Annotated in this window: 16 protein-coding genes; 8 read left to right on the forward strand and 8 right to left on the reverse strand. The window is 38.6% G+C overall.

Translation table 11 applies throughout. The features are described from left to right. Nucleotides 1-6: 6 nt before the first annotated feature. On the reverse strand, nt 7-1,356 hold the full coding sequence (locus ND812_RS03230) for an EAL domain-containing protein (protein WP_265374250.1): 1,350 nt from the start codon (nt 1,354-1,356) through the stop codon (nt 7-9). A gap of 88 nt (nt 1,357-1,444) precedes the next feature. On the opposite strand from ND812_RS03230, the gene ND812_RS03235 reads away from it, so the two are divergent. After that, on the forward strand, nt 1,445-1,690 hold the full coding sequence (locus ND812_RS03235) for a GlsB/YeaQ/YmgE family stress response membrane protein (RefSeq protein ID WP_108960318.1): 246 nt from the start codon (nt 1,445-1,447) through the stop codon (nt 1,688-1,690). Between the two features lie 85 nt (nt 1,691-1,775). Here ND812_RS03235 and ND812_RS03240 read toward each other — a convergent pair whose 3' ends face one another. Beyond that, nucleotides 1,776-2,519, reverse strand: a complete 744-nt coding sequence (locus ND812_RS03240; protein ID WP_265374251.1) for a YebC/PmpR family DNA-binding transcriptional regulator — start codon at nt 2,517-2,519, stop codon at nt 1,776-1,778. A 123-nt stretch (nt 2,520-2,642) separates the two neighbouring features. On the opposite strand from ND812_RS03240, the gene ND812_RS03245 reads away from it, so the two are divergent. The 4 genes from ND812_RS03245 to ND812_RS03260 are packed head-to-tail and all read left to right on the forward strand — an operon-like array spanning nt 2,643 to nt 6,725. Next, entirely contained in the window at nt 2,643-3,809 is a 1,167-nt protein-coding gene (locus ND812_RS03245) for an acyl-CoA dehydrogenase family protein (protein WP_407658441.1), read from the forward strand. A 56-nt stretch (nt 3,810-3,865) separates the two neighbouring features. After that, nucleotides 3,866-4,435 (forward strand): anthranilate synthase component II, encoded by a 570-nt coding sequence (locus ND812_RS03250; RefSeq protein ID WP_265374252.1) that lies wholly within the window; start codon nt 3,866-3,868, stop codon nt 4,433-4,435. Next, the gene (locus ND812_RS03255; RefSeq protein ID WP_265374253.1) at nt 4,432-6,327 is read left to right on the forward strand and encodes an ABC transporter ATP-binding protein; all 1,896 of its coding nucleotides are present in this window, start codon (nt 4,432-4,434) and stop codon (nt 6,325-6,327) included. Before ND812_RS03250 ends, ND812_RS03255 begins: the two co-directional genes overlap by 4 nt. Continuing rightward, a complete protein-coding gene (locus tag ND812_RS03260; RefSeq protein ID WP_265374254.1) occupies nt 6,324-6,725 on the forward strand; it encodes a response regulator in 402 nt (133 codons plus the stop codon). Before ND812_RS03255 ends, ND812_RS03260 begins: the two co-directional genes overlap by 4 nt. Here the strand turns inward: ND812_RS03260 and ND812_RS03265 are convergent. Next, entirely contained in the window at nt 6,712-8,586 is a 1,875-nt protein-coding gene (locus ND812_RS03265; RefSeq protein WP_265374255.1) for a HEAT repeat domain-containing protein, read from the reverse strand. The genes ND812_RS03260 and ND812_RS03265 overlap by 14 nt on opposite strands. A gap of 143 nt (nt 8,587-8,729) precedes the next feature. On the opposite strand from ND812_RS03265, the gene hflX reads away from it, so the two are divergent. Beyond that, complete coding sequence (gene hflX, locus ND812_RS03270; protein ID WP_265374256.1) at nt 8,730-10,286, forward strand: GTPase HflX; 1,557 nt, start codon at nt 8,730-8,732, stop codon at nt 10,284-10,286. On the opposite strand, the gene ND812_RS03275 is transcribed toward hflX, so the two are convergent. Continuing rightward, complete coding sequence (locus ND812_RS03275) at nt 10,273-10,644, reverse strand: STAS domain-containing protein (protein ID WP_265374257.1); 372 nt, start codon at nt 10,642-10,644, stop codon at nt 10,273-10,275. The genes hflX and ND812_RS03275 overlap by 14 nt on opposite strands. Before the next feature lie 4 nt (nt 10,645-10,648). Continuing rightward, complete coding sequence (locus ND812_RS03280) at nt 10,649-11,932, reverse strand: homoserine dehydrogenase (RefSeq protein ID WP_265374258.1); 1,284 nt, start codon at nt 11,930-11,932, stop codon at nt 10,649-10,651. A gap of 144 nt (nt 11,933-12,076) precedes the next feature. Here ND812_RS03280 and ND812_RS03285 point away from each other — a divergent pair, with 144 nt between their 5' ends. Further along, complete coding sequence (locus ND812_RS03285) at nt 12,077-12,733, forward strand: hypothetical protein (RefSeq protein WP_265374259.1); 657 nt, start codon at nt 12,077-12,079, stop codon at nt 12,731-12,733. Between the two features lie 3 nt (nt 12,734-12,736). On the opposite strand, the gene ND812_RS03290 is transcribed toward ND812_RS03285, so the two are convergent. Further along, a complete protein-coding gene (locus ND812_RS03290; RefSeq protein WP_265374260.1) occupies nt 12,737-13,348 on the reverse strand; it encodes a hypothetical protein in 612 nt (203 codons plus the stop codon). Between the two features lie 94 nt (nt 13,349-13,442). Between ND812_RS03290 and ND812_RS03295 the strand changes: the two genes are divergently transcribed. Next, nucleotides 13,443-14,711 (forward strand): formylglycine-generating enzyme family protein, encoded by a 1,269-nt coding sequence (locus ND812_RS03295; protein ID WP_265374261.1) that lies wholly within the window; start codon nt 13,443-13,445, stop codon nt 14,709-14,711. Nucleotide 14,712: 1 nt separating this feature from the next. On the opposite strand, the gene ND812_RS03300 is transcribed toward ND812_RS03295, so the two are convergent. Next, complete coding sequence (locus tag ND812_RS03300; protein ID WP_265359160.1) at nt 14,713-15,174, reverse strand: MarR family winged helix-turn-helix transcriptional regulator; 462 nt, start codon at nt 15,172-15,174, stop codon at nt 14,713-14,715. 37 nt (nt 15,175-15,211) lie between these two features. Further along, on the reverse strand, nt 15,212-16,798 hold the full coding sequence (locus ND812_RS03305; protein ID WP_265374262.1) for a phytoene desaturase family protein: 1,587 nt from the start codon (nt 16,796-16,798) through the stop codon (nt 15,212-15,214). Nucleotides 16,799-16,800: the final 2 nt, after the last annotated feature.

Genomic DNA, 16,800 nt, shown 5'->3' on the forward strand with positions numbered 1-16,800 from the left:
AAAACTTTAAATGAGTCCTTCTTCGGATGCGACTAAAAACAAGTTACCAACTTTCTTTTGTTTTTCCGATAAAATTTTGTCTGTCAATACTTCTTTCACAACATCTTCGTGTATGGAATGGAGTAAATCAAAATCTCGTTTGTAATCAGAAACTGTCATTTTACCAAATAAAATATTTGCTTGGAATTGATAAATTTGGTGTTCCATAAGGAAACGTAATGTATCAAAATCTTCTACAGCTTCTGCTGTTATGACAGCTTCTCGGTTGTCAGCTAATCGTTTGCAATAATCGATAAAAGCTAAGTTGTCTAAAAATTTAATTTGGTCTTCTTCAATTTTAAATTTAAAACTAATTGGGTCCAATTTGAATTCTTTGATCATAATTCCCAAATCTAATACGATTTGATGTGACTGACTTTTTACGCCAAAGTCATCGGCAGCAAAACTCATTCCATGAGAATAAAACGCATGGCATACGTCTTTTAATTGGTATTTTGATTCGTCGTATGGTTTTTCTACCAGTTCGAATCGTATGTTTTCAGGAGACAGGTCTTTACTTAAGATTAATTTTTTGAGTCGGTCAACACGTTCGTTTTGTGAAAATGTATCAATTAAAGATTGAGGTGAGATATTAAATTTTAAAAGACCAGGCGCACCTTCACATGCAATGATCAGTTTTTCTAAAATTAAAAGTTCAATCCGATTGAGGTCTTGGTCGGCGGGAATGTCATTGATTAAATCTTTATAACCAATATAAGCACCACCACCCAAAAAAACTTCCCCTCCTTTTACAGAATAGGTTTTGTCTTTTGGATTAAAAATAACTGTCGGTTGGATCATTGCTTCATGCACAGATCCAGAGATATAAGTGTTTGCTTTGTTGTAGTAAGTCCAACTCCAACGAACTAAGTTATCATTGAGATTTTTTTCAGAAGATTTAAATAGTTCGGCAAAGATTTCTTCGTTATCGGAAATAAAGTTGGACTGAGTTCTTGAAACTCCAAAATGAAACGAAACAATTTTGTTTTGGATACATTGTTGTTGGAATTTTCCGACAGAGTTTTCAATATTAGGAAACTTTTCAATATCCCATTCAAATAGAGGTGAAATTCCCATGAGTAGAATATTTTGTTTTTCAAAGTAATGGAATCCGAAACAAATATCTTCTAGGTCCAAACAGGAATAAAATTCAGTGCGTAATAAATCTAAAAATTCAGTGAGTTCAATGCCTGTGATATTTTCAAACCGAATGAGAAAGAGTGGTTTCCCTTTATTTTCTTGGATGAAATGTTTTTTAAACACTTCCAAGTCTTTCATTCCAAAATAATAAGGACCAGTTAAAAGTTGATTTTTCAAATGTTACCTTCGTATATGATTTGATTCTTTCACGACGTCTTGTAATTTTATGAGAATTCAATAGAAAAGGCAACAAGGATAGTCACTTATGTTTAGTTTTATTTGGTTTTTACTCATTGGTCTTGCGGCTGGATGGCTTGCTGGTCGGATCTTACGTGGAAAGGGATTTGGAATCATCGCCAATTTAGTGATTGGTGTTGTAGGTTCCTTTTTAGGCGGGATTGTGTTTGGTCTGCTTGGATTTCGTTCTTACGGACTCATCGCGGAACTCATAGTTGCCGTTGTTGGAGCTATTTTATTGATTATCATTGCTGGGATGATCAAAAGAAAATAGAATTCTCCGGTTTATCTTTCAGATCTGATCATCTTGCGAAATAAGAGGGCGACATAAGTCCCCTCTTCTGCTTCACTTTTTTTGATTAGTCGAGTTCGACTCCCTCACCTAACTCAAAATTGGAACTCACACCTTGCACATCATCATTTGCTTCTAGGTTTTCAATGAGTTTCATGATTTTTTCTGCCATTTCTTTGTCGTTCACTTCGACAGTTGTCATGGGAATGTATTTGATTTCCGACTCTTCCATATTCAAACCTTTGGAAGATAAGGAAGACTGAACTGCTTCGTATTCGGATGGAGAAGTGAGGACTACGTACATGCCATCATTGACTTGGATGTCTTCGGCACCTGCCCCCAATGCTAAATCAAACAATGCCTCTTCTGATATTTGATCTGCTTTTAAAGTGAGTTGGCCTTTTCGCTCAAATAAACGAGAAACGGCGCCCGCATTGGCAAGGGATCCACCAAGTTTGGTTAAAATGCTTTTGATTTCGGGAGTTGTACGAGACTTTTTATCGGTAAGCACATCGACCATAATGGCAACACCACCAGGAGCATAACATTCGTAGAGACACTCTTCGTATACCATACCCTCAAGGCCTCCCGTACCTTTTTTGATGGCACGTTCGATATTGTCCTTAGGCATATTGGCAGCTTTTGCCTTTGTGACGGCTAAACGTAATCTTGGGTTTCCTTCTTGGTCACCACCACCTTCTTTGGCTGCCACAGAAATTTCTTTGGCTATCCTTGTAAAGATGGCGCCTCTTTTGGCATCAATGGCTCCCTTTTTTCTCCGAATCGTCGCCCATTTCGAGTGTCCTGACATTGTTGTCTCCCATGGCTAGAATTTTGGATTCAAAAGATTTTTCAACAGATTTAAGTCGCCCTAGTTTCTTGACTCATAGAGAAAATTCCAAAGTACTGTAAAAAAACATCTATAAGGCAACCCATGATCGACTTTTCAATCACCGATGAACAAAAAGCCCTCCGCGAATTAGCCAAAGATTTCGCAAAAAATGAAATGATTCCCAAAGCGGAACACCATGACCACACAGGTGAGTATCCAAAAGAGATTTTGAAAAAAGCATTTGATGTGGGTCTTATGAACATGCACATCCCTGCAGAATATGGTGGTGCAGGACTTGGTGTGTTGGATGAACTGATCGCCTCAGAAGAATTATTTTATGGATGTTCTGGGATGGCAACTGCGATCCTTGCAAACAACTTAGCACTCGCTCCAGTATTGTTAGGTGCAGATGACTATGTGATGAAAAAATTCATCCAACCAATGACTGAAAATTTTACACTCGCAGCATATGCAGTAACAGAACCTGGTGCAGGATCTGACGTTGCCGGAATTCGAACCACTGCAAAACGAGTCGGAGATGAGTATATCATCAACGGATCTAAAATGTGGATCACAAATGCAGGACATGCAGATTGGTTTTTTGTCCTTGCGAAGACAGATCCAAACGCAGGGCACAAAGGAATGACAGGCTTCATTGTAGATGCAAAAACTCCTGGAATCATCATCGGTAAAAAAGAAAAGAATATGGGTCAACGTTGTTCCGACACTCGAGGTGTTACTTTCGAGGATGTGAAAGTTCCAAAAGAAAATATGATCGGTAAAGAAGGGGAAGGTTTCAAAATTGCAATGGGTGCATTTGACCAAACTCGCCCGGCAGTAGCAATTGGAGCAGTTGGTGTAGCTCGTGCAGCTCTTGACCATTCCATTCGGTATGCAAACACTCGTAATGCGTTCGGGAAACCAATTTCCGTTAACCAAGGTGTTAGTTTTATGATCGCAGAAATGGCTCGTGATATTGAAGCAGGACGACTACTATGCTGGCAATCAGCATGGCTCATCGACAATGGTTTTCGTAACACATACCAAGCTTCCATTGCGAAAGTTTTTTGTGCCGATATGGCAATGCGTGTCACAACAGATGCGGTTCAAATTTTTGGTGGATACGGATTCAACGAAGAATACCCAGTTGAAAAATTGATGCGTGATGCAAAAATTTTCCAAATTTATGAAGGAACTTCACAAATCCAAAGAGTGATCATCTCGAAATTCCTCAACGATGGAGTTGGGATCGAAACTCCAAACGCTTAAAAGTTGGAATCGGGACCAGTGGAATTTGAAAAGAGTTCCACTGTTCCTATCCTAATATGTTTTTACTCATCGATAACTACGACTCCTTTACTTATATATTATTCCAATACTTAACCAAAATCGCACCAACATCTGTAATGCGAAATGACGAAAATTTACCATTGGATACCCTGCAAAAATACCAAGCTGTTGTTCTTTCACCTGGACCTGGTTTACCAAAAACTTCTGGGAAACTCATGTCACATTTTGTTACTTTGTATCCAAAAGTTCCGATTCTTGGAATTTGTCTCGGCCACCAAACGATTGCGGAAACCTTTGGGGCAAAATTAGAACAAACCAAAGAAATTTACCATGGAAGACCTTCTCCCATTGAACACAGTGGAGAGGGGATTTTTAAAAACATCCCAAACCATTTTTTGGCTAACCGTTACCATTCATGGGCGGTTTCAAAACTGAATTTTCCAAGCGAATTGGAAGTGACAGCAGAAACGAAAGATGGTGTGATCATGGGGATTCGTCACAGAAAATGGAAAAAGGTCTTCGGGGTACAGTTCCATCCTGAATCCATCCTCACTGAATATGGGGAAACCGTTCTTCGTAACTTCTATGAGGAAGTTCATTCATGAAATATTTTTTTAGATTATTGAGTTATAGCGTTCATTATAAACAAAGATTTGTTTTGGGACTTGTATTTGCTCTCTTAACAGCTGTACTCAATGGAATTTCGTTAACTGCACTCATTCCTCTTTTTGATTCACTTGGTAGTGACAAAAACAATCGTTTTCATTTGGATTTAACTTTACCTGAAAAAACTATTTTAGTTCAGGAAGTTTTACTAGGTGAAGATAGTTTAGATGGATTGGAAAGAATCAAACGATTGATCCTCTCTGCCAAACTCCAAATCAATGCTTATACAGAAAACATGGAACCCAAGGAAGTAGTTTGGGCAGTTTGTATTGCAGTGTTTCCATTGTATCTTTTGAAATTGGGAACCTATTTATTATCTGTTTATTGTATAGCTACAGCTGGTTACAAAGCGGTTCGAGATATACGGCAAGAGTTATTCCAAAAGGTACAAAAATTACCTCTCACGTATTTTTACAAAGAAAAAACTGGGCTTATCATGAGCCGTGTGATCAATGATGCAGAAATTGTGGCAGCCGTTATATCAAGTAACTTACGTGATGCGGTAATCAATTTCTTTTATGTGTTAACACACTTAATCATTCTTATTTATCTGAATTCTGATCTTTTGATTCTCGCTTGTTTGACAGTTCCTGTTGTGATATTACCAGTTACATTGTTTACTAGAAAAATTTCTTCATCAACAGCTAGGTTCCAAGAGAAGATAGCAGATCTCAATGGGCATATCCAAGAGTTTATATCTGGAATCAAAGTCATCCGTACCTTTCGACAAGAAAAACAAGACCTTAAAAAGTTTGATAATATTAATTTTAAAGTTTATAGAAGGACATTTAAAGGCCAATTTTATCTCCAAATGGCACCAAGTCTTGTTGAACTCACTTCTTCGATTGTGGTTCTAGGATACTTTGCGTTAGGTGCCAAATTTATCTATTCTGGCAAATTCACACAAGGTGAGTTTATGGCCTTTCTTCTAACATTATTATTTTTAATGAGACCACTCACTCAACTTTCGCAAATGGTAGGAAAAATCACTCAAGCCAATTCTGCTGGAAAACGAATTTTTGAAATCATCGATCGTGACCCAGAAGTAATCGAACATGGTGATGAAACTGTACTCGAAAAAATCAAAGACGGAATCAAATTCGAAAATATCCATTTTTCATATCCTGGAACCAACCAGGAAGTTCTCAAAGGAATCAACTTAGATATCAAACTTGGCGAAACCTATGCATTTGTAGGAACAAGTGGTTCTGGAAAATCCACCATGATGGATTTAGTTCCACGTTTTTTTGATCCAACAGCAGGACAGATCAAAATTGATGGAATCGATATCAAACAATACTCACTCAAGTCCCTGCGCAAAAAAATTGGAATTGTGACCCAAGAAATTTTCCTCTTCCACGGCACCATAGCCGAAAACATCGCTTACGGAACTGGGGCAGCCACACGAAAGGAAGTGGTAAGAGCTGCTCGATTAGCGAATGCACATGATTTTATTACTAAAATGGAAAACGGATATGATACCGTGATTGGTGTACGTGGATTGGATTTAAGTGGTGGGCAAAGGCAACGTTTAGTCATTGCTCGGGCATTATTACGAAATGCCGAGATTATGATTTTAGACGAGGCGACTAGTGCTCTTGATGCTGAATCGGAACGTTTGGTGAGCCGAGCCCTCGAAAGACTATTTCAAAATCGTACAACTTTTATCATAGCACATCGATTATCGACCGTAAGGCGAATCAAAAACATAGTTGTCATTGAAGAAGGTGAGATCAAGGAACAAGGTGATCACGATTCTTTACTTGAACAAAATGGTATTTATAAAAAACTATATGATAGTCAATTTGCGGATGCGGAGATCCAAATATGAAAAAAGTTCTGATTGTTGATGATAATGACCGCTATGCGAACAATCTAAAATTATATTTGGATGGTAAAAAAATAACTTCCGACAGAGCAGTTGATGCAAAACAAGGTTTGGAGTTATTTACGAAGTCCAATGATTACGATATGATCATCTCCGATGTCACAATGGAGACTCAAACTTCTGGATTGTGGATGATGCGTAAAATTTACAAATCAGGATACAAAGGAATAATGGTAATCGCATCCACGGGATTTGACGTCTGGGGAGTGATGCCGTTTTCTTCTTATTTTTTATCTTGGTTTTGTGGATTACATTGGATGATTCCAAAGGTTCCACTCAAACAAGGAACGGTGGAATGGGTTCCCACCATTCTCTCAAAAGATAAAACTACTCCTTTCTAGGAACTTTAATTTCCTCAATTGGATTAAACAAGTTTTTGTGTTTTCCTTTTTTTAACTGAGAATACTTCCCAGAATTTCCATCACTGCCTAATTGTTTTACTTCAATGATATCAATTTTTGGATAAAACACCCAACCTGTTACAAAAGCACTCCTTGCTCCAGGTAAAGTAGATTCCATTTTCATTTGGATGTATTTATCTGTGACTATGTCTTCACCAATCCGAACAGCGAATTCTTTTTTGGTTTCTGATAGGATGAGACCAATTTCTTTGTTTTTAATATAAGATAAAGGAATGGACCTTTCATTAGGTTCTGATCTTAGATAATCATCTTCAACAAGAATGATCGCATACTTTCCAAATGCTTTTCTTCGAAGGAGGGCTTCACCAATCCGTTTTGTGAATTTTTCATCGGTTAAAGATTCATTCAATCGAATCAATGCGAATGTCGCAGAAAGAGAAGGATTTTTGCTTATTTCATCGATCGCCATCATGGTTAATGTAGGTTCTTCTGCGGCCACACGTTCTAAGATTCGTAAACTCTCTCGGCTACCATGAATGGCAAGAGCTTCAATTGCTGCTTCTCTGATTTCCTGTTCCGGCGATTTTAAAAATTTAGCAAAAATTTCAACATCAGCATCTAATTTATGATAGGCGAGTCCACGTAACGCACCAGATACAATAACTACATATTCAGATGCAATTCCTTGTGTTAAAATTAATTCACGGCCAGCAGGATCCTTAGTTTTTCCAAGTCCTTCAAAACTGACAGCTATTACTTCAGGGTCTTCTGCCTTTGTCCCTGCAATAAAATAGGATAAAGAACGTTTATCACCAATATCAGAAAGAGCTTTGTAAGCTGCAGGACGAACTTGGTAACCATCTTTATCGATCGCAGATTGTAAGGTAACACGACCAGCTTTCAATCGGCCAAGGGCTAGGGCTGCCGCAGATCGAACTCTTGGAATGGGATGAGTTGCGAGAATTTTTTCAAGATTTTTCGGCTTACGATAGTATTCCCAACGGAAAACCTGAACAAGTCCATTTCGAATTTGTTCTGTATATTCTTTGTCTTTTTTCTCTTCATCAGAGAGGACTTCTTCCTCTTCCTTCTTTACCATTTCATTGATTTGTTCCGTCGCTTTTCCTGTAACTTTGGATTTGCGATTCAATCGTTTGATGGAAATTTTATTGGAGGAATCTTCTTTTTTAACAGTTATCTTTTCCGGTTTTTTGGAAGTTTGAGTATCAGTATTGATAAGAATAGGATCTTCTGTTCCCGTTTTGGTTTCAGGTTCAGCTATATCTCTGCCTTGGTTATAATTATTGGAATCTGATCTTAGATTACGGATTGCATTTTGAATTCCAATCGCTTTAGGACTATATTGTTGTAATGACTCCAATATAACTCCTAATTCACGAGAAACTCGTCCAATTATTGGTCCATCAAAATCATTTGGAGTACTATCAATTAAAGATTGGTTTGTTTGGATGAGTTCTGGTAACCGAGTGATTACGTTAGGTAAATCTTCTTCCAAATAGGCAGCTGCTTGCATTTCTTTATCAACTGCTTCCCCTACTGTTTTTTTGCTATCAGCACGTAAGGCAATATTCTCACCAAATTCTAATAATGCGATAGTTCTATGTGCTTCTTCAATAAAGGAATCATACTTTCTATTATTTGTAACAGGAATGACAACATCTTTTGTTTTATGTGGATCTAAATCACTACCTTGGTATTCACGATACTTCGGAGAAACATCTGTTAATTGGAAGGGTTTTGAAGTCGAACAACTGAAGAAAAAGAGTAAGAGCACCCACAAACTGCCTTTCCAAATTATGTCTTGACCCTTTTGAAACATATGATAGCCTACTTCCATACTTTGAATATCGGATACGTACTATAAGTAAAATTAGCGGCAACCTCGCTGGTCTTAAGCCAAACCAGCTAAAAAAGTTAAAATCTCTCTCCGAAAGGCGACTTCGAGAGGATTCTATCATCTCTATGGAGCTCGCAAGGCTCGTCGGTGAGATTTCTGTCGAAATCGGAAGGCAAATTGGCCTTCTCATAGAGAGGACAGGTTATGTCACTCATCTGATTGTTGGCAACGACCACTCCATCGAAATTCCCCATTTAGACCGTTACCGAGTTGCTCATTCCCGTTTGCGTGGCCTTCGTTTATTCCATACACATCTCAAGGAACAGCCGTTAAACCAAGAAGATTTAATGGACCTTGTTCTCAACCGTTTTGATTCCATTACCGCAGCCTGTGTGGATAAAGATGGAATTCCAAAATTCTTTTTTTCGGCCTTTATCAATCCAGACCCCGATGCCAAAGAACCTTGGATCCTTTCTCCTAAACAATACCCAGGACAAATTAAGTACGGTTATTCGGACGAAGTAGAAGCACTCGAATCTGAATTTACAAAAAAAACATCTAACCTGAAGGAATCACAAAAAGAAAACCGCGCTTTCCTTGTGGGTGTTTATGATGTCCGAAAAATGAAACGTTCTCCTGAACATTCCATGGCTGAATTAAAGGAACTTTGTCGTACTGCAGGGATCCATGTTGTGGATACTTATATGCAAAAAAGAGATCCCGATCCCAGAACAGTTGTGGGAAAAGGAAAACTCCAAGAGATCATTTTAACTTCTGTTCACAAAGACATAGAACATCTAATTTTTGATTTGGAACTCACACCTTCTCAGGCAAAAAAAATCTCTGATGCTAGTGATTTAAAAATCATCGATCGTACCCAACTCATCTTAGACATTTTTTCCAAAAATGCAAAGTCCCGTGATGGAAAATTACAAGTAGAACTTGCCCAACTTAAATATCTGAAAAATCGACTCTCTGAACTGGATGATAACATGAGTCGCCTAACGGGTGGTATTGGTGGTAGAGGACCTGGGGAAACCAAACTAGAGATTGGAAACAGACGAGTGGAAGAAAAAATCAATCGTTTGGAAAATGAACTAAAAGACCTCAAACGAAGAAGGGAACTCAATCGTAAATCTCGTTCTCGAAATGAAATTCCGATCGTAGGAATTGTAGGTTACACCAACGCAGGGAAATCAACTCTTCTCAATGCTCTTACGAATTCAACAGTGATCGCGGAAGACAAATTATTTGCAACCTTAGACCCAACCACAAGGCGTATTCGGTTTCCCGAAGAACGAGAGATCATCATTTCTGATACAGTAGGTTTTATCCATGACCTTCCTCCCGATTTATCCCAAGCCTTTAAAGCTACTTTAGAGGAATTAGGTGATGCGGATTTATTATTACATGTGGTGGATGTGACCAATCCAAATTACTCTGAGCAGATGGATGCAGTTGATACCATCCTCAATTCGTTACAATTAAATGAAATTCCGCGGATGGTTGTTTTTAATAAAGCGGATGGATTGGATGAAGAAACATATGGCAATTTACAGAAAAATGGTTCTTTGTTGGTTTCTTCCATTACAAGGGAAGGGCTTTCTAAGCTCCTTGATTTGATCGAGTATGAAATTTGGAAAAAGAAGGAACAAAAACAGTTGGAAGTTACATCCAATTGAGAATGGCTTCTTTTTTGGTATTGTAAATTTGTAATTTTTTGGGTAGATCCATGAGTTGGATTACGTTTTCTAAAAAGTGATTTAAGCCTCCAATTTTAATTTTTCCAGTTTGTGCTTCTACAGTTTTAATAATACTGATCAGTGTTGCTACACCAATGCTATTGATGTATTCCAATTGACTCAAATCTAAAATAATTTGGTAAATCCCATCCTCAAAAACAGAAGATATGCTTCGGTTGATTTCATAAGCGTTGGTATTCGTGATTTGGCCGACAAAGGATACTACTTGCACGACTTCCCCTTTGATGCGGATGGATTCCGTTTCAATGATGAGGGAAGGGAAGGTAAACTTTGTCATACGTTTAGAGGTTCTCCAGCAATCGAATGGCAACAGTCTTTTGTTTGATGATGTTTTTCATCGTGTCAATTTCCATTAACGATTTTTGAAATTCACCTTCTGTTGCTGCATGAGTAACGACAATCACTGATACAGGTTCCGAAGAGGATTCCTTCTGTTGGACGGATGCAATTGAAATATTATGACGACCTAAAATTTGGGAAATTTCGGCAAGAACACCTGGTTTGTCCACAGTAGAAAAACGTAGGTAGTATCTAACTAAATTCTCAGGTTCTGGGAATCGTTTACCTTCAGGGAAAAGATTGTTTTCTTTTGCGATGTCTTTACTTCCTAAACGGGAGGCATAATAAATGATATCTGAAAGTACAGCACTAGCAGTTGGCATTCCACCTGCTCCCTTACCTGTCATCATTCCAGAATCCGCTTCTTTTGTTTTGTAAAACACAGCATTGGATTCGTTCATCACATTTGCGAGTGGATGATCGAGTGGTACAAGAGTAGGGTGAACCTTTGTTAAGATCCCCGCCGAACTTCGTTTAGAGATTCCGAGTAGTTTAATCCTATATCCAAGGGAAAGTGCTGCTTGGATATCCATGGATTGTAATTCAGAAATCCCTTTCACGGAGACTGTTTGGAAGGAAACGTATTCTCTGAATGCTAGGCTCGCGAGCAAGCTGATTTTATGACCTGCATCGATCCCTTCCACATCAAAGGTTGGATCAGCTTCGGCAAATCCAAGTTCCTGTGCTTTTTTGAGAGCTGTTGCATAGTCCCAAGATTCTTGTTCCATTTTGGTTAAAATAAAGTTTGTGGTTCCATTGAGAATCCCACAGATCACTTCAAATTCACAAGAAGCAAGTCCATCTCGTAATGTACGAATGATGGGAATGGATCCTGCCACGGCAGCCTCATACCCTAATTCAACACTGGCTTTCTCGGCAATCGGGTAAAGTTCGCGTCCTTTTTCAGATAACAATGCCTTATTTGCTGTGATGACTGTTTTTCCATTTTCCAGGGCAGAACGTACGGCTTGGTATGCGGTGTCGGTACCGCCTATCAATTCAACAATCATATCAATATCCGAACGTTTTGTAACAGAAAGTACGTCGTCTGTGACGGGGATGTTCGTTTTACCTTGGAGTTTAGCCGGGTTACGGGTAGCAATGATTGTTAGTTGTAAGTTGATTCCATAATGACGTTGGATTTTTTCTCGGTTTTTGTCCAAGAGTTGGAGAAGACTTGTGCCGACAACTCCGGCACCCAATAGACCAATGCGAACTTCTTTCATCTAGGATCACGATTTCTTAGGAGAAACGGAAACACACTTAAAAAAATTTTAAAAAAAAACAAAATTGAGAAGAAGTTCTTCAGCTTTTTCTGTTTTTATGAGATAACTATAATTAGAATTGTCTCGGCAATAAGGATTATCATTATGGCAACGAAAAAATCATCATCTGCCGCTAAGAAGAAGGCTGTTAAAAAAGCGGCCAAGAAAACAAATACGGTTAAGAAACAATCTACAAGAAATGAAAGCGCTTCGCTTTTCGGAAATGACGAATCGGCACAAGCTTCCCTTCAGTCTCCTGTTTCCCATTCAGAAAGTTCTCATGGAACGAAAGAATCTGGCAATGGAGTGTATCTATTTTTAGTGTTAGCGGGAATCCTCGCAATCGGATACTTAGGGTATGTCAAATACCTAAAACCAAAGGCTCCTGCAGCGACTACACAAGCGGAAGCACCAAAAGCACCGGTTGACGCTCAAACAAAACCAGTGGCTGAAACACCTGAGAAGAAAGTAGAAGAGGCTCCAAAAGAAGTGGCTTCCTCAGGTTTTCTCGTGGATAAAATTGCTTCTAAAAAATTCACAGAAGCAGCTGCGTATTGTAAATCAGTAGGTGGGGTGGTTCCTTCCAAAGAGGATTTGGTTAAATTTGCTGCAACTGCACCAAATGAGATCAAAACGAGCGAAGATAAATTTTGGACAAAAACTGAAATAGACAAAAAGTCTGGTTTGGCTTACCGTTTTTCTAATGGAAAAGCTCCCAAAGTAGACAAAGCGACTGCTCTTAAGGTTCTTTGTAAAAACTAATCTCTAACGAGAGTTCGATTGGATCGGGGCAAGAATTTCTCTTCTGATTTTTAAAGCTAAGTCAGAAGAGGCAAACATCTGCCCCGAACCATCTGTTAAATAAAAACTATCCTTCGCTCTCCCCGTTTCCATATCTGTTTCAATGGTTGCACTCAAGATGTTGATTTGATTTTGCATCAGGATTCGCGAAACATAATACAACAAACCTCTTCCCGCACTACTTTCTAAATACAAACATGTTCGGTTTTTTTCTGGAAGATCACTGAAGATGAATTCAGGAGTTTCTTTAAAAAAAGTCGCCACGGCTGGTTCTTGGATCTGCAATTTTTCGAGAATCTCTTCAAATTTTGCATTTTTGGAAAAAACAGAATCCATCATCATTCCTAATTGGAATGCCACTTTTGTTGTATCGCCACCATCTGCTTGCAAAATAAACGAATCGATCGTATATTCATTTCCTTGTTCAATGACTGTGCTAAGTTCACCAGAAATGATGTCCATTTTTAATGCATAAATGATTGTTGCAATCCTGTGAAAGGTTCCAATTTGTGTGGAATCAGTTTTTAAGGAAATGAGGATGTTTTCTTTTTCCCGTTTGTATTGAAACTCGATCAATTTTGCATTTCCTTTTCCCACTGATTGTATACATGCACAGGAAATTTCAATCAAAAGGTTTCGGCGAAATCGGCCGATGATGATAAAAGACAGTATGAAAAAATTACTAATGATTCTATTCGTATTGGGGTTTTTCTTCACACCCCTTGTTTCGGAAGAGGAAACGTCGGAAGAATCACCCTTCGCAACGACAAAAAAGAAAGTCCAACTTTGGAAAGGTGAAGTGACTGGAGTTTATAAAAATAGACTTTGGATCAAAGTACGCATTTATCGAAACCAAAAGATTTCAAAGTATTCAGTTTCAGAATTAAAAGCACTTTTTGCGGAAACCAAAGAGTTTCCAGTCTATCAAAAGCTCACACAAATCAAACAAGGTTTGCTCATTGTAAGAGATACCATTTGGGAAGAAAAAAATATCAGTAAAAACAATCAATTTATCGAAGTTGTGTTAGTCGGTGATTATAAACCAGATCTTAATTCAAAAATGAAAGAAATCACTACCGATGCTTATATTGCAAGTTATGTGGAAGAAGATTTTTTTACAGAACCAGATGCTTTTTTTAAAGGAAGGTATACCTCTCCTCGTAAAACTGTTTTTCATCCGAAAGATCGTAAGGAAATGGTTTTGGTTTCTAGAGGTTTGTTTTTATACGGACAAGGAACAGACCCTTCCTCTGATAGTTTTAACCCTTACTTTTTAGAACCAAAAGCTTCTAGTTTAAAAGAAATTCCTTCTTTTTATATTGATAAGTATGAAGTTACGAATGCTGAATACGATTTTTTCCTAAAACAAACGAATACCAAATCACCTCCACATTGGATTGGTGGTAAGTATCCTGAAGGAGAAGATGATCATCCAGTTGTACATCTTACATACCGCGAGGTAGAAAAATATGCAGCTTGGGCGGGGAAACGAATTCCTACAGAATGGGAATGGGAAAAAGCGGCTCGTGGTCCAGGAGTTGTGGAATATACAAACCGAGATGAAACTTTAGGTTACCAAATTATTGCCTCCAAATATCCATTTGGTGATGAATATGATTCCTTGTATTGTAATACGAGAGAATCAAAAATTGGAAAAACACAGTCTGTTTATGAACTTTCTACTGAAGGTGCAAGCCCTTACGGGGCACTTGGAATGTGTGGGAATGCAGCAGAGTGGACATCCAGCGATTACCAACTGTACCCTGGCCATCATATCAAAAACTTTTCCTTTGGAAAAATCTACAAAGTAGTGAGAGGTGGATCTTATTCCGATTCCGCCAAAAATGCGACGGCAAGTGCTAGATCTTATGGTGGGATTCCTAACCTAAGTGAAGATAGGCGAGCTGGATTTCGATTGGTGATGGATTACCGAGACTAAATTATTTAGGACAAGTCTCGTTTTTTTTACCGAGTTTTTTACAGATTTTACCAAGGACATCTTGTTCTTCAGGAGAAAGTACAGCAAATTCAGATGTGATCCGTTTTACGTGGTCAGGGAAAATTTGTTCGATTAGTTTTTTTCCTTCACCAGTTAGGTGGACAGAAATAAACCTTCTGTCCTCCACTCCACGGACTCGTTCCACCAAATTTCGTTTTTCTAAGTTATCGATGACGAGAGTGATGTTTCCCGTACTTTTGAGGATTTTATCTCCCAAGTCTTTTTGGCAAAGGGGACCTAAATGGTACAAAGTCTCTAAAACTCCAAATTGGCTTTCCGATATATTCCATTTGGTGAATTCAGATATAAGTCTGGAAGACAAGGACTCGGACGCACGTTTTAATTTGATAAACGCATCGAGTGCTTGTACTTCCTTTTTAGAGCCTTTGAATTTTGTTCCCATTGGTTTAATATCAAACTATCAAATCTCAAACCATTTGTCAATCGGTTTCTTGGCTCTTTTGGAAAAGTTCCTTCATGAGCCTTAGAGTGCCCGAAAGACCAAGCACTACAGACGAAGCAGCTACACCACCCATAAGGGCACCCGCCACTCCTGGCGAGCAAGCATCTGCGCCTGTTAAGTAAAGGTTTTTGACAGTTGTCCTTACTCCTAACCATTCTTGGCGAAAGCGTTCTGGTGTACAGGAAAGTCCATAAATGGAACCTTCTTTGTGGCCTGTAAAGTATTCAGTGGTGATGGGAGTGGATAGTTCTGTAAATTCAATCAAGTCACGGAAACCAGGAAACCGTTCTTCCAAAAACGACAACATCCCCTCTGTGATAGTTGCCTTTAATTCGTTGTAGTCTTCTCCCCGTTTTTTCCAAGGTTCTTCCTTCCATTTTGCGAAGTTTGTATAATCAGCAAAACTAATCGCTTCGGCTGTGTGGCCCTCTGCTTCTGGATTTTTTAACGAAGGAAATGATAAATACATCATCGGTGGTTTTCCATGGATCAAGTCGTTTCGTTTCGCATAACTTTCGTCATGATCTACAGTTGGAAAGATCCAATGGTTTTCTCCGTGAAATCCAAGTTTGGTTGGTGATTCCTTAAAACCAATGTAGAGTGTAATGGATGTAGTACCTTGGGTACTCAAAGATTCTAAGGGTGAACCAAATGCCTCGGAATATTGTTTTGGTAAAAGTTTTTTGTAAGTGGTGTAAGCACCTGCATCCGAGATGATTTCATCAGCAAAAAAACTATGTTCGGTGATGGTTTTACCTTTTTGTACATCCACCTTCACTCCAATTGCTTTGTCACCATCCAAAATGATTTCTTTTACAGTGTGGAGGATTTTCATCGCACCACCATTTTTTTCGACAATGGGTTCAATTGAATCTACAATTTTGGAAGATCCACCGATCGGAAAATAACCACCGTTAAAGTAATGGGCCACTATCATAGAATGGATGGCAAAAGAAGAATCTTTGGGGGGAAGGCCATAATCACCCCACTGGGAACAGAGTAGAGCTCTCAGGTTCTCATCTTGGAAATGAGAGTCCATGTATTCTTTCGTTGTGATGTAGGGAGTTTTGATATGGTCTAACCCTAATAACTTTGCTGCCTTTTCAAAAAAAGCAGGTAAGGCTTTGAGAGTGAAATGCCTACCAAACCATTGTGTGAAGGTTTCTACATCCTTGAAGTATTGGTCGATAGCCTTTTCTTCTTTGGGGAATTTGGATTTGAGATCATTCCGAAACCGTTCTTTTTCTCCATAAACTGGAAAACTGAAGTTTGGGTAATCAAAGACCTCAAAAGGTTCTTCCATTTTTTTCCATTGGACTCCACGTTTTGTGACAGAGTCAAAGAGGGTTCTTAACATAGAACCTTCGGCCAAATCACCAATGTAATGGATTCCAACATCCCATTCATACTTTCCTAAACGTTTGAAGGTGTGTGTAAAACCACCTAACTTAAAATGACGTTCGAGGACTAAAACTTTTTTGTTTGCGACCTGTGACAAAATGGAAGCAGCGGTTAACCCGCCGATTCCAGATCCAATGATGATGACATCGAATTTAGTTTCCATGA

The sequence above is a fragment of the Leptospira limi genome (assembly GCF_026151395.1).
Taxonomy (GTDB): Bacteria; Spirochaetota; Leptospiria; order Leptospirales; family Leptospiraceae; genus Leptospira_A; species Leptospira_A limi.